The following is a 17,900-nucleotide window of genomic DNA, read 5'->3' as shown; positions in this document are numbered from 1 at the left end:
ATGTATGTTCGGTAAAATATATATACCTTCAGCAAGCTTTTACCTTATGCGCGGCGCCATGTCGTACCTGCGCGGCTGTCTTCGAGCTCAATACCCGCCTCTTTTAGTTGCTCGCGTATTTCATCTGCACGGGCAAAATCCTTGTTGATCTTAGCATCAGCACGCTCAATGATTAAATCATCGATAGCAGCATCGCTTAGGCCGTCTTCTGCCTTATCGCCAATCACTGCTTGCAAAAACTGCTGTACTGGCTGCTGTAAAATATTCAGCACTTGCGCCAACGCTTTAAGCTGCTGCGCCCATTGCCAGGCATCATCTACGTCTTCGGCTTTAATCGCTTTATTAATATCGCGTGCCAGCCCAAATAGCACACTAATCGCTGTGGAGCTATTGAGGTCATCATTCATGGCTTTGATAAAGCCTTGCCCAGCTGTGCTGCTATAAGCGTCATTTATCAATGCATCATTAATTATTAGCGTCTGCCCTTTTTGTTGTTCAGCCAATTTTAATGCATTGTACAATCTGCTTAGGCTATTGTGTGCTTCATCCAATGCGCTATCAGAGAAATTCACTTGGCTGCGATAATGGCTTGATAGTAAGAAAAAGCGCACCGTTTCAGGTAGGTATTGCGCGGTCACATCACGAATGGTAAAGAAGTTGCCCAGTGATTTGGACATTTTTTCGCCATCAACGTTGATAAAACCCACATGCATCCAATTGCGCGCATACTCACAGCCAGTCGCCGCTTCAGATTGGGCTATTTCGTTTTCGTGATGCGGAAACTGTAAATCGTGACCTCCGCCATGAATATCAAAAGTATTGCCAAGGCATTTGGTCGACATTGCTGAGCACTCAATATGCCAGCCCGGACGCCCTTGTCCCCATGGTGACGCCCATTGTGGCTCATTGGGTTTTGCTGCCTTCCATAAGACAAAATCAAACGGATTGCGCTTGTCGTGTTCGACATTGACACGCGAGCCTGCTTGCATATCATCTAGATTACGCTTAGATAATTTGCCATACTCTGCAAAGCTATCGACGGCATAATAAACATCACCGTTATCACCTGCATAAGCATAATCATTAGTGACCAGCGTCTCAATCATTTGCTGCATTGCATCGATATGGTCAGTCGCACGTGGCTCGGCATCGGGCATTAGACAGCCAAGCGCCGTTGCATCTTCGTGCATCGCTTCGATAAATCGCTGCGTCAATGCGCCAATTTCCTCATCATTCTCATTAGCACGAGTAATGATCTTGTCATCGATATCCGTGATGTTACGCACATAATTAACGTCATAACCCAATTGTGCTAGCCAACGCACCGCCATATCAAAGCCAACCATCACCCGCGCATGACCAATATGACAATAATCATAAACCGTCATGCCGCACACATACATACCTACCTGCCCTGATTTTAGTGGTACGAACTGACGTTTACTGCCAGTTAGTGAGTCATAAATGGCAAGCTGAGACATCGCATCGGCAAGTGGTGTGGTCATAGTTAAAAGGCCTTTAAAGTAAAAGTATAAGAAAAAATAAGTTTAGGGCGCACCAATATAAAACTCAACCCATTATCTTAGCGAAAACAGCCATAAAATACTACAATGAGCGCGCAACTAACGCTATTCAATTATAAAAAACCTTTAAGGATTTAGATATGGGCAATCGCTTAAGCAAAATATATACACGCACTGGTGATGACGGCAGTACTGGAATGGCAGACGGCAGCCGTGTCAGTAAAGCCGACAGTTTATTTAGCGTGATGGGTGACATAGACGAGCTCAACTCACATATCGGTCTGGTACGTGCTCAATTACAGCAAAATAATGCGCCTTCAAGTTCAGAGTTGTCTATAGAGGAGTCGTTTTCTCAAGCATTGGTCATCATTCAGCATTTGTTATTCAATATCGGCGGTGAGCTGGCTATGCCAGAATATGAAGGCGTCAACGCCACTCACATTGCATGGTTGGAGCAGCAGATCGATATTATGAACACCACTTTGCCACCGCTAAAAGATTTTATCTTGCCAACGGGATCGGTATTGGTCAGTCAACTGCACATTGCCCGTACGGTCTGCCGCCGTGCTGAGCGCCAAGCAGTATTATTACAACAAGAACGTCCAGACGCGATTCGTAGCACAGCCGTCAGCCTTATCAATCGCTTGTCTGATTGGCTATTTGTCGCGGCACGTTTTTGCACCGATCCCAACAAGGTCTCTGAGGTACTTTGGGACCCCCAAGTATTACAAAAACTGGCTGAAGATAAATAACGCTCTATAACAATATTATTTGGTCAAGACGCTAAAAAAATAAAGAAAAGCCCGCAACCTTAACACTGCGGGCTTTTTGCTGATTTAATAATACTATTCAGCAACTATATTATTGTTCGACAACTACATTATTGCTCAACAACGGCATAAGACTTACTGATTAGTAAGTAGCGCTTTCATCTTCAATAATGACCATATCGATGTTGTCATCTTCAGGTGTCGATTTTTTGGCAGATTTTTTCGCCTCATCAGCAGGTGCATCGGCTGAGCGACTGTCCGTATCGTTGTTTTGGTTACTGCTTGGATTATTAACAGTCGGCGGCGTGGCAGGACGAATCGGCTCAACTGGCGTTACTTCTCTAGGCTGGCGAACTGGCGCTGACTGACTGTCATCGTTCTGTGCCGCTGCTCGGCGTTCAGCTTGCTCGGCGGCACGTTGGGCACGCTGTTTTTCTATCTCAGACTGAAGCACTGAGCTTGCGACTACTTCCGACACCACAGTCATTAGAGCGGGCTGTCCAGCGATACGCGTACGTACTTGACCGCCTTGCGTCCCAACGACATAAGTGAAAGCATCGTCGACAAGCATATTATTATTAATACGAATATTGTCTTTGGCTAAACGAGACTGTAGGCTTGGCTGATTATTGGCAGCTTGGACTTGGCTCGCTTGATATAAGTCTTCGCTTGGCAAGGTCATACTCACGCTTGCTTGACAAGTCGTCATACCATTATCATTAGCGGCTTGTAAAACGGCGGCATTTTGTACATCGATCACGATACCATTGGCTTTTTCGGTAACCGCACCATTATCCAGATTAACTTCTGCTTCATTAGCATAGCTTGCCGCCAATGTTTGCGCTTGCTGATTGAGCGTGTTTTTTAAGGCAGATTTGAGTCGATCCTGAACCATTGGATCATCACAGCTAACCGCAGTAGCAGCAGCGTTTTCACTTGTGGCTGTTTCTTGTTCAGTGGTCTCTGCAGTTTCCGTGGTATTTTCTTCTTCTGAGCGGTCACAGCCAGCAAGTGCCAAACCGCATACCATCCCAATACCAGCAACCTTATACCACTTGCTCAAATTCTTATTTGCTACGCTCATATTTATTTTGCTCCAATTTACTGATTCGTGCCGCCACCGACGGACAGTATTTGATATTCAAACCCTCACACTCAAATAATAACCGTGATTGTGATAGGTTTAAAAACAACATTATTATACGGTATTTGTATTCAATGGTCATCAGTGTAGCCTATTGATATACAAATAACGTCTCACATTATGCCCAAAATCTAGGTTTGGTTGCAAAAACGCAACAAATACATATTTAGACAATGACGTCGGTTTGCCACTACTGCCCTGTATTTCATAAATATTCCATTAGACCCTGTTTATCAGAAACGATATGATGGCGCTAAAAATACTGGTTAGATAGTGGTTATGATAAACCTTAAAAATACGCTTTTATTAGGTCATCGCGGTGCTCGCGGTGAGGCATTAGAAAACACCTTATCGGGCTTCGAGCATACTCAAAGCTTGCAAACGGCTGGTTTAGCGGGTGTTGAATTTGATGTGCAGCTAAGCGCTGATGGACATTTGGTCATATTTCATGATGATAACCTAGAACGCATGTGCGCCCAGCAATCACACATTGAGCAGCTAAACCTCGCTGAGATTCAACGCCACGTACAATTTGGACATCAGATTGTCACTTTAGCCAGTATAGCGCCTGTGCTGCGTGGCTTTACTTATATTGAGCTTGAGCTTAAAACGCATAACCGTACTGATTATGGCAAATTAATCAAGGCTTTGCAGCGCGACCTAATTGACAGTCCACTTACCAGCTTACCTATTGTGTTGACTAGCTTTGATATCGAGCTCCATACCAGACTACAATGCAGTAAATTATTGGCGCATATTCCGCGTGGTTTACTTATTCGTACACCTGAAGCATTGGCAACAGCGCCTAATACTGCTCTGCAACTTGGCTGTGGGCAATTGGGTATTCACTACCCACTTCTGAACAAAAAAATCATTCAGCACTGCCATCGTTACAATTTGCCTGTCAGTGCGTGGACCGTCAATGATATCGACACCATTGAACAACTTATAGCTTGGCAAGTAGATGTCATTATCACAGATTACCCCACTCGTTTACTTATCTATTAAATCTGTTAGCTTCATTTTTATACCCCTTTGATTGCCTACATATTTGTCGTTCAACTTACACTTTTACTGCATGTCTGATAAGTCACGGGGAATTTTTGTCAACACCTCCTATAATCGATACAAGTTATTGTTATTTAGCAATATTTTTATAGTGTATAAGTGTTCACTTTATGGAGTTTTTAGGGTATTATAGGAAGTTAAATTAATACCGCTAGGGATATTATATGATTGCAAAAAAAGCACTTGGCTTACCGCTTAAAGGCTTACGTTTCGCTATCAAATCTGGTGACACGATTGCAAAATCTGCCAGCACTCAAATGACGCGTTTCAAAGCTCGTTTTGATGAGAACAAAGCGAATAACTCACTCAATGAGACGCCAGTTGCCAAACGCAACTATGCGGACACTTCTGAAAAAACCGATGTGTCTAGCAATGCAGACAGCATCGATATGCGTGAGTTTGAGTTTACTAAAGCGCCGATTAACTGGATCCCAGCGACTATTCTGGTAGCCACCCCTATCGCTGCTGCGATTATTACGCCATGGTATCTATTTACCCACCAAGTCAGCGCACCCGTTTGGGGCGTGTTTGGTGCTTTTATGGTATGGACAGGCATCAGTATCACTGCCGGTTATCACCGTTTATTGTCGCATCGTGCATATAAAGCACATCCGGTGGTTAAAAACTTTTTATTGCTTGGTTCTACCTTAGCGGTACAAGGTTCAGCATTTGACTGGGTTTCTGGTCATCGTAGCCATCATCGTCATGTTGATGATCGCTTAGACGATCCGTATTCAGCGAAGCGTGGCTTTTTCTTTAGTCACATGGGCTGGATGCTACGCAACTACCCTAGCGGTAAGTTCGACTACAAAAACATCCCGGACTTGACCAGAGATAAAACCTTGCAGATCCAGCATAAGTATTATGGTCTATGGGTATTGGCAATGAACGTCGGCTTCGTCGCTGCCGTTGGTTGGTTATTGGGCGATGTTTGGGGTACGTTGGTACTTGCCGGTTTACTACGCTTAGTACTGACCCATCACTTTACCTTCTTTATTAACTCGCTATGCCATATGTTTGGGTCACGTCCTTATACCGACACTAATAGTGCCCGTGATAACTTTATCCTAGCTATCTTTACTTGGGGTGAGGGTTATCATAACTACCATCATTTCTTCCAATACGATTATCGTAATGGCGTAAAATGGTGGCAATATGACCCAACCAAATGGTTGATTGCAGGTCTATCGAAGCTTGGTTTAACCAGTGAGCTACGTACTGTTGATGACACAACGATCAAACATGCCGAAGTGCAAATGCAGTTTAAAGCAGCACAACAGCAGATTGATACGGCATCAAGCAATGGTCTTGATCTTCCTCATGCTATGAAAAGCTTCCAAGAACGCATCAAGTTTGAATACGATGCCTTTACCCAAACGGTTGAAGAATGGCAAGCCCTTAAAGCAAAAACCATTGAGCTGAAAAAGACCGAGTTTGCTGATCGTCTACATGAAGTTGAAAATGAGTTAAAACACGACTATGCCAAGATTGAGCAAAAAATACTGACCCATAATAGCAACTTAAAAACAGCGTTTCGCTCTATCGGACAAAACACCAAAGCGGCTTAAGCTTTAATAGAAAACTAGTCATTTAGCTTCCTTACTTTACGTTTTTCCTTCCCTCTATCTGTAAAAGATAGGGGGATTTTTTATGACGTATTTATAAACGCTTGCCATAAAAGACAATGGTCTTTAGCAGAAATAGAATGACAAGTATCAATGACAGGAGATAGACATAGCGAAACGTTACCAACTTCAGGCTATGTTATAGTGAGCTTATTACTCTCATTACTCGGTTTTATACTAATTTTTCATACACCCGCTTTTATACCTAAGCTTCTAAACCTAAGCTTCTAAACCTAAATTGGAAAGTCTCATATGCGCTATCAAAATACCTACGTCAAGTTAGATACCCGTCTTTATCATGAGCAACCACCGACGCCTTTAGACAACCTACGTGTTGGTCATTTTAATAAGCAAGTTGCAGAGCAATTAGGCTGGACGGAAGATGAAGACTTAATGGCACACTGGGTTGAGATATTGGGCGGACAATACGTGCCTGCTCAGTTTCAGCCATTATCAATGGCTTACGCCGGTCATCAGTTTGGACAATGGGCTGGACAGTTGGGTGATGGGCGCGGCCTATTAATGGCGCAAGTGCTAGATAATAACGACCAATTACAAGACTTACACCTTAAAGGTATCGGCCTAACACCCTACTCACGGATGGGCGATGGACGTGCTGTTTTACGCAGTACCATTCGTGAGTACTTATGTGGTCATGCCCTAACCCAACTTAGCATTCCTTCGTCTAACGCTTTGGGGTTTGTGGTATCTGAAACTAAAGTTCGCCGTGAACGTATGGAGACTGGAGCAGCATTGATGCGTGTGGCTGACAGCCATATTCGCTTCGGTCATATCGAATGGATTGCTAGCTTTGCTCCCGATTTGCTCGCTGAGTTTACCGACTATATGATTGACACCTATTATCCTGAATGCCATGACAGCGAATCGCCAGTCTCAGCATTTCTACAAGCGGTGGTTGAGCGTACAGCGCGGATGATCGCTGACTGGCAATTGATTGGATTTGCCCACGGGGTGATGAATACCGATAATCTATCTATCACGGGTAGCACCTTAGACTTTGGCCCGTTTGGCTTTATGGAGCGCTTTAATCCCGCTTGGATTAACAATCACTCTGACCATACCGGACGCTATGCCTATCAAAACCAACCTGCCATCGGTCATTGGAATTTGAATGTTTGGCTGCCGCACTTTATGCGTTTAGAAGGCGTTACCCGTGAAACGCTGGCGGATTGTTTGGCACCTTATGAGCCAATCTTTATGCAGCATTATCAGCAAGGGCTATGCCGCAAACTTGGACTACCGCACGCAAAAGAAAGCCTAACCTTGGCTTTTGAATGGTTAAGCTTATTAGAGGACAACTTACTCGACTATACCAACAGCTTCCGTGCGCTACTCGGCTTGGTCGCGCCAACTGAATACCCTTACGAGCAGCAACTACTAAAAACTATGATGACTGAACTTAACCATCAGGCGCAACAAGTCTGGCAAGATTGGTCGACACGCTATTTGGCGCAAATACAGCAGCTGTCTATTGAGCAATCCATTAATGACATGCAAACGAACAACCCCGTTTATGTCCTACGCAATAGCATGGCACAACGGGTGATTACAGCGGCTGAACAAGGACAGTTTGAAGAATTAAATCGAGTTTTCAACCTACTTGCAACACCTTATAGAGTACAAGATATTGCCAGCGAACTCGATACAACGCCACCTGCACCTCATGCACCGCAAATGCCGATTAGCTGTTCTTCTTAATAAGCCTACTACTCTGTAATATTTTGAAACATTGTGAAATTAAGGTTGATATTCAATGCTGTTTTTTGGCATTATCAACTGGCTAAATAATGAATATCAATTCATTATATTGTCTGCCTGTTTCAAGGCGCTTAGCTAGGCAACCTTTTGCCAATAATGCTAGAATAACTGTTTTTAAGATATTACAGTTTTTACGCTGATACCTAGTCGTTAAACACGACCTTTTTAGTATAAAAGCACCCTCATTATAGTATATTTCTTGAGGGTTAGACGTCGGCTTTTATCACGATTCACTCTATTTCAATTTATCCCAACCATGGCCATTATTATGAAAGACGATATCACTTTGAATACGGATACCCCTAGTACAGAAAAAGAGCAGTTTGAGCAAGCTGCCCTGCACTACCATGAGTTCCCACGCCCTGGTAAAATCTCAGTCACCCCTATCAAGCAGATGGCTAACCAACGTGATTTAGCTTTAGCCTACTCTCCAGGTGTCGCGGTGCCTTGTCTTGAGATTGAAAAAGACCCAAAGCTGGCGGCTAAATATACGGCACGTAGCAACTTGGTTGGTGTTATCACTAACGGTACGGCGGTACTTGGTTTAGGGAATATTGGTCCACTAGCATCAAAGCCTGTCATGGAAGGTAAAGGCGTTCTATTCAAAAAGTTTGCGGGTATTGACGTATTCGATTTAGAAATAGCGCAAAATGATCCTGATAAATTTATCGAAGCGGTTGCCGCACTTGAGCCTACCTTTGGCGGTATCAACTTAGAAGACATCAAAGCGCCAGAATGTTTCAAAATCGAGCGCGAATTGCGTGAGCGTATGAACATTCCGGTTTTTCATGATGATCAACACGGGACCTCAATTATCGTTGCCGCGGCGATGCTCAACGCACTATTGATTACTGATAAAAAAATAGAGGATATTAAGATTGTCTGCTCAGGTGCTGGTGCTGCCGCTATCTCCTGCTTAAACATTATCTGTGCGCTAGGCGTTAATAAAGACAATGTTTTTGTTTCTGATTCGCGCGGTATTATCAGTACCAGCCGTGAAAACCTTGATGAAACCAAACAGCGTTATGCTCGTGATACCACGGCTACGACCATCGAAGAAGTGATGGATGATGTCGATATGTTCTTAGGCTTATCGATGCCTGGTATATTGACTGAAGATATGGTTCGCCGCATGGCAAAAGACCCTATTATCTTCGCACTGGCCAACCCAACGCCTGAAATCATGCCAGAATTGGCACATGCGGTACGCCCAGACGTCATTATGGCTACGGGTCGCTCAGACTATCCAAACCAAGTAAACAACGCGTTATGCTTCCCGTATATCTTCCGCGGTGCATTGGATGTAGGTGCAACGACCGTCAACGAAGAAATGAAAATCGCTTGTGTAAAAGCAATCGCTGCGATGGCACACGTTGAAGCAACGCCGACTAAAAACGTCAAAAGCGTTGAGAAAATGCAAAGCTTCGGTCGTGATTATCTAATTCCAGGACCTTTAGAGCCAAACTTAATCATCGAGATCGCCTCTGCCGTTGCTAAAGCAGCGATGGATTCAGGTGTTGCGACGTTGCCTATCGCCGATATGAAAGCCTATCGTCAGAGCCTATCTGAGTTTGTTTATAACTCAGCGTTTGTGATGAAGCCGATTTTTGCTCGTGCAAAAGCAGATCCAAAGCGTATCGTCTACTGTGAAGGCGAAGACAGCAATGTATTGCTCGCGATACAAGTGGTCGTCGATGAACAGCTGGCACAACCCGTCTTAATTGGTCGCCCTGCAGTCATCGCCAATAATATCGAAAAGCTCGCACTACGTCTAAAAGACGGTGAAAACATCACTATCGTCAATATTGATGATGACCCACGCTATAAAGACTACTGGAAAGGCTACTACGAGAAAAACAAACGTAACGGTGTTAGTATCGAACTTGCCCGTCGTGATGTACGCCGTAAGACCTCTTTGATCGGTGCTTTGTTGGTCGAAAATGGTGATGCTGATGGTATGATTTGTGGTACCTTTAGCCACTATCAATTGCATCTTAAATACGTGCAAAATGTTATCGGTAAAAAACAAGGGGTTAACGACTTTTATGCGATGAATGCGGTGTTGATGCAAGATCGCAATATCTTTATTGCCGACACTTATATCCATGAAGATCCTAGCGCTGAACAATTGGCTGAAATGACCATATTGGCAGTTGAGCAGTTGCGCCGCTTCAGCATCACGCCACGAGTAGCACTGGTATCACATTCAAACTTTGGTACTTCTGATCGCGCCAGCGCTGTAAAAATGCGCAAGGTTCATCAGTTGCTATTAGACATGGATGTGGACTTCGATTTTGACGGTGAAATGCATGGTGATGCCGCACTGGATGCGAATATCCGTTCAGAAGACTTACCGTCGAGCACGCTAGAAGGCAATGCCAATCTACTTATATTGCCAACGCTTGATTCTGCTAATATCGCCTTTAACTTACTAAAAACAGCCACAGGTAGCGCTTCTATCGGGCCTATCCTATTGGGTGCCAATAAGCCGGTGCATATCCTAACGCCATCAGCAACAGCGCGCCGTGTGGTTAATATGACGGCTCTTGCGGTCACTGAAGCTCAAGACTTAGAAAATGAGCATCAATAATCATTGATACGCTTGTAAGCACGCCATTAGGACGGTCTTCTATCATTTATTTATAGAAACCGTCTGCTATACTAAAACCAGTCAATGCTTGATAAGCATTGACTGGTTTTTTTGAACAGAACAATTTAGTCAATACTGAATAAATAAAAAGAGAGAATTATGCAAGTATATCTCGTCGGCGGCGCTGTTCGTGACCAGCTATTAGGACGCCCGATCAAAGACAAAGACTTTGTCATCGTTGGAGCGACGGTTACAGAAATGCTTGAGGCAGGGTTTCAACAAGTGGGTGCCGACTTTCCGGTATTCTTGCATCCTACCAGTCACGAGGAATACGCACTGGCGCGCACTGAGCGCAAACAAGGCGTTGGTTATCAAGGATTTAGTATCCATGCGAGCCCTGAGGTAACATTAAAAGAGGACTTGCGCCGCCGCGACTTGACTGTTAACGCCATGGCAATTGAAATCACTGGCTTAACCGATGACACTCCTGTCAACGGTGAGGTTATTGATTACTATGGTGGACTGACTGACATAGAAAACAAAACCCTACGTCATGTCTCAGCTGCGTTTAGCGAAGATCCATTACGTGTCCTCAGAACTGCTCGATTTTATAGTCGCTATTATGATTTGGGTTTTGTCATTGCTGATGAAACCTTATTATTAATGCGCCAATTGGTTGCCTCTGGGGAACTCGCGCACTTAAGCGCGGAACGCATTTGGCAAGAGTCAAGCCGTGCAACCTTACAACTATCCCCTCATATCTACTGGCAACAGCTGTTCGACATCGATGCTTTAGTAGAGTATTTTTTGCCATTACATCAGGCGTGGAGTGATGGAAATATACGAGAGACGGTGCAGACTGCGCTATACTTCGCAGGTCAGATGCAATTAAACCTGTCACAACGCTGGGCGCTATTAATGGCTAGCCTAAACTCATCATTGTTTGATAGCAAAACCGATATTTCAACGGATGTTCCAAAGAGCAATCAATCAACGATTACAAAGGGTATCAACGATATAGGCAATACGGCCAAAGTACCAAAAGCACAAAACCAGTTTGCGACTCTATTCGTACAACAAGCTAAAAAACTCAGCACCATAAATACGCTTAGTGCAGCTGAAAAAATCGACCTTATTCAAGCTTGTGGCGCTCATAAAGAGCCTAATAAGCTTTCACAACTGCTGGTGTGCAGCCACGTATTACAATTGGCAATGCAGCATCGCCAAATGATGCTCGCGCTGAGCAGCTTTCGTGCTATCGGGATGAATGACATTGCGACAGACCTCAAAGGCCCAGCGATTGGTGAAGCATTAAGGCAACGTAGGATTGAGCATCTGCAAGCAGCACGCCACCTATCTTAAAAACATCTTAGTAATAGAACATATAGCGCTTATTATGAATCAAAAATATAATGCCTCTGAGTCACTCAATACGAAGGCCCCAGTGATGCTCGTGACGGGTAGTGCCAAACGGATTGGTGCGGCCATTGTTAAATCTGCTCATAACCAAGGCTATCGCGTCATCATTCATTGTCATCGCAGTGAGCAAGAAGCGAATACACTAGCAAATGAGCTTAATAAAATTCGTGTTGGTAGCGCAGTTATCATCGTTTCGGACTTGGCAGTCGTCAATGACAGCGCAGCGTTAGAACAATTTGTCCAAACTATTATGCAAGCATTTAGGCAGTTAGATGTATTGGTGCATAACGCCTCACGTTTTTACCCTACTCCTCTCAATAACATTAATCACGCTCAATGGGATGAGCTGTTTTTAACCAATGCCAAAGCGCCTTTACTGTTAAGCCAAGCCCTACTCCCTTATCTTAAAAATCAGCGAGGTTGTATTATCAGCCTACTCGATATTCACGCGCACAATAAGCCGTTTAGCAATTACGCGGTTTATAGTATGGCAAAGGCGGCTCATCGGATGATGGTGCAATCCCTAGCATTGGAGATGGCACCAAATATACGCGTCAACGGTGTCGCTCCTGGGGTCAATATCTTACCAGAAACCAACAGCGACCAAGCGCTTGATGATGTGCAGCAACGGAGTATTATCGAATCTATCCCTATGCAAAGAATAGGAATGCCTGATGAAATTGCTCATAGCGTGCTTTATTTAGCAGAGGCCAGTTATGTTACCGGGGAGATCATTACTGTTGATGGTGGCCGTAGCCTTACCTTGGCTGGCGGTCATGTTTGACAGAAAATTGGCGCCTCATAAAAAATATCTTTGTTACTTCCTATCTTTTACTTGAAAAATCGAAAAAATCAGGTATCATTGTGCGTCTAACGTTAGGGCCCATAGCTCAGTTGGTTAGAGCAGAGGACTCATAAGTGCGCCATTGCGGTGCTTAAAACGTTGTTAGGGAAACCTAACCATCATGTGACAATTGATGTAAAACACCAACTTAGTTGACGAGAAAAACCCGTCAGCGATACCAAAGGGCGAAAGCCTAGAGGGAACTTAGCAGGTTGGTAAAAGGCTAGTGAGGGTAAAGCAAAATGCCCGAAAGGTTAGTCAGTTAGTGAATACATGGTAAAAGCTAAACTGCTTGAACTCTAGTTTGAAGTGGGGAGTATCTTGCCCAATAGACACTTTTGCTTTAGGTCTATATTTAATCGACACAGAATTATGATTATGAGAGTTTTGTGAGTCACTCGATTAACGCTACCTGTAGTACAGGGGAAAAGAACGAACGGAGTACCTAAATATTCTATTGTCGCGTTTTAAGCGCAACTATGGGATTCCCTAAGTCGAGAAATTGATAAGCATGGTTGGAATAACATGCGCGGGAACGGAGTTACCATAGTACCTGCTTATAGCTGCTTAATAGAGCTATATATACGAACACTCTAACAAGTGTTGAAAGGAAAGGGTAACAGTCACACTAACTCTATAAAGGATTGTTTACTCGTATGAGTAGTTCAGACATTCAAAGATTAGAGAAAATTAGACAAATTAATACAGCTAATCCTAAATGGGTTAACCGTGATTTGTATAGACTGCTTTACAAAGAAGATTTGTACGTCTTAGCGTATGAAACTCTTAAAAGTAAGTCAGGAAACATGACCAAAGGCGCTGATGGTAAAACCATTGACGGATTTTCGGCTAGAACCATTAGTCGTTTAATCAATGCCATGAAAGACGAGTCTTTTCAATTTACCGCTGCCAGAAAGGTAGAAATACCCAAAAGCAACGGCAAGAAACGCGCTTTAGGCATTGCACCGCCAAATGACAAGATTGTCCAACAGATTATTAAATTAATCCTAGAAGCAATCTATGAACCAAACTTCTCAGAGAATAGCCACGGCTTTCGAGAGAATATGGGTTGTCATACAGCTCTTAAAAGCTTTAGAACCAATTGGAGTGGTGTTAATTGGATTGTTGAGGGTGATATCGAGGGCTTCTTCGATAATATCTCACATGACATCTTAATATCACTACTTAGGGTGAGAATAGCAGACGAACGCTTCATCAACCTAATACGAAAGGCTTTAAATGCAGGATACCTTGAATTTGGCATGTTCCATAATACTATAGTAGGTACGCCACAAGGCAGTGTTGTATCGCCTACATTGGCCAATATCTACTTAGACGGCTTTGATAAATTTGTAGAAGCCAAGATTAAGGAATATGAAAGAGGTAATGCTAAAATTACCCACCCAAAGCATAGAAGTCTGTCTAGTAAGATAAATTATCGACTAAAGAAAGCAAACCTTTGTTCAGACTTAGTTGAGAAAGAAAGAATACTAGATGAAGTGAAAACTCTTAAACGAGAATTTGCCTCAACCCCTACCGTATTACATGATGGCGAGTACATCAGAGTCAAATACATACGGTATGCAGATGACTGGATAATAGGTGTCAATGGCTCTAAAGAACTTGCAACAAAGCTCAGACAGGAATGTGCGGATTACTTTACAGATGTGCTAAAACTCAAATTAAACTTTGAAAAAACGCATATACGCCACGCTAAGACTGAAAAATCTCGTTTCTTAGGAACAGAATTGAAAGTCGGACATGATGGTGAAAGTAAGAAAGCTACATATACTAGCAAGAACGGTTTTAAATTCAAGAAACGTGTTACGGGTTGGCAGCCTATCATGACTGCTCCTGTAGGCGAATTGGTTAGTAAATTAGCCATTAAAGGATTTTGTGACCATGACGGCAACCCAAAGAGCAAAGCAAGTTGGTCAGTGCTTGACGATATACAGATAGTTGAATTGATTGGTAGTGTTTGGTTAGGATTGCACAACTACTATTCGTTCGCGGATAATAGATGTGACTTAGGGAGAGTTCAATATATCCTCTTACATAGTGCAGCTAAAACTCTTGCACACAAACACAGGTCAAGCGTTAAAAAGACCTTTAAAAGATATGGTCAAAACCTAACAGTTACGGTAAAAGATAAGGATAGCAAAGTAGTTAGAAAGATTGCTTTCCCTTACAAACCGTCACTGACTAGGCAGAAATTCGAGTTCATGACACATAGCGAAACTGTAAACGATGGTGGTAGACTACAAACGTTTATCAAATTGCGTACTAGAAGTAAACTATTCTCACCGTGTTGTATTTGTGGTGAGACAGAGAATATCGAAATGCACCATGTTAAGCATATCAGGAAAATAGGTGAAAAAGTCAAAGGCTTCACGCTCACAATGGCTAAAATAAACCGTAAACAAGTTCCTGTATGCCACGATTGCCATGTCAAAATACATAACGGTAAGTATGACGGCTTAAAGCTTAGTAAATTTGCGTTACCGAAACTAGCTAAAGCATAAAATTTGTCTAACTGGAGTGATGGAGAGCGTAGTGCAATGAAAGTTGCAAGCTGCGTTCGGAGGGAGGATTCTCTACTCTTAACGTGTTTATCACGAAAGATAGGTAGTTCGACCCTACTCCTTTGGTCGTAGGTTCAAGTCCTACTGGGCCCACCATATTTATATTGCACAAAGAAAAAAGGCTTGTTCGCAGCGATGCGGCAAGCCTTTTTTTATGGGGTTTAAACGCCACAATCAACGACATTATAAAATATAGTCGCTATGATTTTAAATATAGCCGATCCACTATAAAAAAACACAGTGCTACTGGGATAAATTTTGCGCAGCCTCTGTCAGCGTAAGCACAGCAAGCAAGAAAAATTCGTCCTAGTAGCGCGTGATAATATTTGCACTTATTTTATTTAGGACTGACTATACAATCATCCTTGTATTAGCCAAAATATGGATTAAATCAAAAGTAAATAATAAAAAAGCCGAATGCTACTTATGTAACATTCGGCTTTTTTCATTGTATTTCCTAGCAGTTAGAAAGAAGTACGACGATAATTACGATATTTTGGCAACCAAAAATTGGCTTTTAATCGACGTTCTAAATTTTCTGCTGTTATAGGTAACGCCAATTTATCTTCAATCGCTTGAAGTGCCACTGCATAGGCTATCTTTTCACTAATCTCTCTAATGAGTTTAATGGGCGGTAATATCGCACCTGGTGCTTTTTCATATTCCATTGATATATCTGCAAGTGCTTGGCTTGCAGCCATTAACATATTGTCGCTGATACCCGTTGCACGTGCTACTAAAGCCCCTAAACCAATACCCGGGAAAATATAGCTGTTATTACACTGAGAAACCTCAAAAGACTGACCTTCAAAAGTGGTATGAGGAAACGGACTTCCCGTTGCAATAATTGCCTTACCTTTACTCCAGCTTGTCACTTCTTGTGGTGTTGCTTCAATACGAGACGTTGGGTTTGATAGCGGTAATACAATTGGGTTTTCAGTATTAGCACATAACGTTTCCACTATCTCTTGAGTAAACAGACCTTTTTGCCCACTGACACCAAACAATACCGTGATTCCCGCCTGTTTAACCACTTGTGCTAAACCGAGCTTTTGACTTTGATCCCAACTTTCAAGATCTGATTCTTTCTGTACTAACGGTTCTTGGAACTTTTGTAGCTCTGTCATGCTATCGGTAAGTAGGCCATAACGATCAACCATAAACACCTGACTGCGAGCTTGCGCCTCCGTCAAACCTTCACGCTGCATTTGGCGAATAATATGTTCGGCAATACCACAACCAGCAGATCCTGCCCCTAAAAACGCAATCTTTTGTTGACTAAGTTTCTGACCTTTGGTTAAACATGCTGCAATCAATGTACCGACTGAAACAGCAGCGGTCCCTTGAATATCATCATTGAAACAGCATAATTGGTCACGGTATCTATTCAATAACGGTGTCGCGTTTTCTTGGGCAAAATCTTCAAATTGTAATAATGCATCCGGCCAGCGACGTTTAACGGCTTGGATAAATAAGTCTACAAATTCATTATATTCATTACCAGAGATGCGCGGATTTCTCCAACCCATGTACATCGGGTCATCAAGCAATTGTTGATTATTAGTACCGACATCCAACAAAATGGGTAAGCAATAAGCGGGGCTAATACCACCACATGCCGTATACAAAGCCAATTTACCGATTGGAATACCCATGCCGCCAATACCTTGGTCACCTAGGCCTAATATACGTTCACCGTCGGTTACCACAATCACTTTTACTTTTTGCTTGGTGGCATTTTGCAGCATGTCGTCGATTTTATGACGCTCAGGATAAGAGATAAACAAGCCACGTTTACGGCGATAAATTTGAGAGAATTTCTCGCAAGCTTGTCCAACCGTTGGGGTATAGATGAGCGGCATAATCTCTTCAATATGCTGTTCAATCAAATGAAAAAATAACGTTTCATTGGTATCTTGTATATTACGCAAATAAATATGCTTATCCATATCATTAGTGAATGAGCGAAGTTGATGATAGGCGCGTAATGACTGCTCTTCAATCGTCTCAATGGCATGAGGTAATAAACCAGTTAAATTAAAGCTGTCACGTTCTTCTGGTGAAAAGGCGCTACCCTTATTTAATAAAGGGGTTTCTAATAATATTGGTCCTGCAAAAGGAATATATAATGGACGTTTGTTTGTCATAATAAAAATCTTCTTATTGAAAGGTGTATGGTGGTACAAAGTTAATGGTTTAAATATTTTTACCGATTTCTTAAATAATAGAAATTATTTAAATTGATGTTTTTATCTAACTTTCTTAAAATTATTCAAACTAACACACTTAAGGATTGATACCCCTAACAAATTAAACCTCTTCCATAAGCCTTCAGTATTGATAATGAAGGGATTGTTTTATAGTGTTTGCTTCATTGAATAAGTTATTTGTCGTCAGTTAGAGAGTGAGCAATGCAAAAAAATGCTCACTTAAGTACAGCGGCTCAGAAATAGCGATGTAAACGTTACCCTATTGGCTCTTGGCAGAACAAAACCAATCAAAGTAAGCTTGTTGGAAAAAAACTATGATGACTTGATTAAATCTTAACACTTGGGT

At 42.6% G+C, this 17,900-nt stretch carries 11 protein-coding genes; 8 read left to right on the top strand and 3 right to left on the bottom strand.

Translation table 11 applies throughout. The annotated features are described in order from the left end of the window. Positions 1 to 44: 44 nt before the first annotated feature. Entirely contained in the window at positions 45 to 1,481 is a 1,437-nt protein-coding gene (gene cysS / locus ACT3TU_RS06005; protein ID WP_444784154.1) for a cysteine--tRNA ligase, read from the bottom strand. Between the two features lie 182 nt (positions 1,482 to 1,663). Between cysS and ACT3TU_RS06000 the strand changes: the two genes are divergently transcribed. Next, positions 1,664 to 2,275 (top strand): cob(I)yrinic acid a,c-diamide adenosyltransferase, encoded by a 612-nt coding sequence (locus ACT3TU_RS06000; protein WP_192529401.1) that lies wholly within the window; start codon positions 1,664 to 1,666, stop codon positions 2,273 to 2,275. A 160-nt stretch (positions 2,276 to 2,435) separates the two neighbouring features. On the opposite strand, the gene ACT3TU_RS05995 is transcribed toward ACT3TU_RS06000, so the two are convergent. Next, on the bottom strand, positions 2,436 to 3,377 hold the full coding sequence (locus tag ACT3TU_RS05995) for a hypothetical protein (protein WP_192529400.1): 942 nt from the start codon (positions 3,375 to 3,377) through the stop codon (positions 2,436 to 2,438). Positions 3,378 to 3,716: 339 nt separating this feature from the next. On the opposite strand from ACT3TU_RS05995, the gene ACT3TU_RS05990 reads away from it, so the two are divergent. The 7 genes from ACT3TU_RS05990 to ACT3TU_RS05960 all read left to right on the top strand — a co-directional run bounded on the left by ACT3TU_RS05990 (position 3,717) and on the right by ACT3TU_RS05960 (position 15,284). Continuing rightward, positions 3,717 to 4,445 carry a glycerophosphodiester phosphodiesterase gene (locus tag ACT3TU_RS05990; RefSeq protein WP_192523009.1) on the top strand — a complete coding sequence of 243 codons (729 nt, stop codon included), beginning with the start codon at positions 3,717 to 3,719 and terminating at the stop codon, positions 4,443 to 4,445. Between the two features lie 449 nt (positions 4,446 to 4,894). Continuing rightward, entirely contained in the window at positions 4,895 to 6,073 is a 1,179-nt protein-coding gene (locus tag ACT3TU_RS05985; protein ID WP_192523030.1) for an acyl-CoA desaturase, read from the top strand. A gap of 309 nt (positions 6,074 to 6,382) precedes the next feature. Beyond that, a complete protein-coding gene (locus ACT3TU_RS05980; protein ID WP_192523010.1) occupies positions 6,383 to 7,849 on the top strand; it encodes a protein adenylyltransferase SelO in 1,467 nt (488 codons plus the stop codon). A gap of 328 nt (positions 7,850 to 8,177) precedes the next feature. Beyond that, on the top strand, positions 8,178 to 10,499 hold the full coding sequence (locus ACT3TU_RS05975; protein WP_192523011.1) for an NADP-dependent malic enzyme: 2,322 nt from the start codon (positions 8,178 to 8,180) through the stop codon (positions 10,497 to 10,499). Positions 10,500 to 10,658: 159 nt separating this feature from the next. Then, positions 10,659 to 11,861, top strand: a complete 1,203-nt coding sequence (locus ACT3TU_RS05970; RefSeq protein ID WP_192523012.1) for a tRNA nucleotidyltransferase — start codon at positions 10,659 to 10,661, stop codon at positions 11,859 to 11,861. Between the two features lie 34 nt (positions 11,862 to 11,895). Further along, the gene (locus ACT3TU_RS05965; protein ID WP_192523013.1) at positions 11,896 to 12,702 is read left to right on the top strand and encodes a pteridine reductase; all 807 of its coding nucleotides are present in this window, start codon (positions 11,896 to 11,898) and stop codon (positions 12,700 to 12,702) included. Between the two features lie 716 nt (positions 12,703 to 13,418). Next, on the top strand, positions 13,419 to 15,284 hold the full coding sequence (locus tag ACT3TU_RS05960; RefSeq protein ID WP_192529396.1) for a reverse transcriptase domain-containing protein: 1,866 nt from the start codon (positions 13,419 to 13,421) through the stop codon (positions 15,282 to 15,284). A 524-nt stretch (positions 15,285 to 15,808) separates the two neighbouring features. On the opposite strand, the gene ACT3TU_RS05955 is transcribed toward ACT3TU_RS05960, so the two are convergent. Then, positions 15,809 to 17,491 (bottom strand): NAD-dependent malic enzyme, encoded by a 1,683-nt coding sequence (locus tag ACT3TU_RS05955; protein ID WP_225736899.1) that lies wholly within the window; start codon positions 17,489 to 17,491, stop codon positions 15,809 to 15,811. Positions 17,492 to 17,900 lie beyond the last annotated feature (409 nt).

It is taken from the genome of Psychrobacter sp. AOP3-A1-26, assembly GCF_052378235.1.
GTDB lineage: Bacteria > Pseudomonadota > Gammaproteobacteria > Pseudomonadales > Moraxellaceae > Psychrobacter.
This window is presented reverse-complemented; position numbering and strand designations above follow the sequence as displayed.

What these genes read in the sequence shown, in the direction of transcription:
- ACT3TU_RS05970 (WP_192523012.1), top strand. Translation starts at nt 10,659, where the DNA reads ATGCAAGTATATCTCGTCGGCGGCGCTGTTCGTGACCAGCTATTAGGA.
- ACT3TU_RS06000 (WP_192529401.1), top strand. Translation starts at nt 1,664, where the DNA reads ATGGGCAATCGCTTAAGCAAAATATATACACGCACTGGTGATGACGGC.
- ACT3TU_RS05975 (WP_192523011.1), top strand. Translation starts at nt 8,178, where the DNA reads ATGAAAGACGATATCACTTTGAATACGGATACCCCTAGTACAGAAAAA.
- ACT3TU_RS05960 (WP_192529396.1), top strand. Translation starts at nt 13,419, where the DNA reads ATGAGTAGTTCAGACATTCAAAGATTAGAGAAAATTAGACAAATTAAT.
- cysS (WP_444784154.1), bottom strand. Translation starts at nt 1,481, where the DNA reads ATGTCTCAGCTTGCCATTTATGACTCACTAACTGGCAGTAAACGTCAG.
- ACT3TU_RS05995 (WP_192529400.1), bottom strand. Translation starts at nt 3,377, where the DNA reads ATGAGCGTAGCAAATAAGAATTTGAGCAAGTGGTATAAGGTTGCTGGT.
- ACT3TU_RS05955 (WP_225736899.1), bottom strand. Translation starts at nt 17,491, where the DNA reads ATGACAAACAAACGTCCATTATATATTCCTTTTGCAGGACCAATATTA.
- ACT3TU_RS05985 (WP_192523030.1), top strand. Translation starts at nt 4,895, where the DNA reads ATGCGTGAGTTTGAGTTTACTAAAGCGCCGATTAACTGGATCCCAGCG.
- ACT3TU_RS05965 (WP_192523013.1), top strand. Translation starts at nt 11,896, where the DNA reads ATGAATCAAAAATATAATGCCTCTGAGTCACTCAATACGAAGGCCCCA.
- ACT3TU_RS05990 (WP_192523009.1), top strand. Translation starts at nt 3,717, where the DNA reads ATGATAAACCTTAAAAATACGCTTTTATTAGGTCATCGCGGTGCTCGC.
- ACT3TU_RS05980 (WP_192523010.1), top strand. Translation starts at nt 6,383, where the DNA reads ATGCGCTATCAAAATACCTACGTCAAGTTAGATACCCGTCTTTATCAT.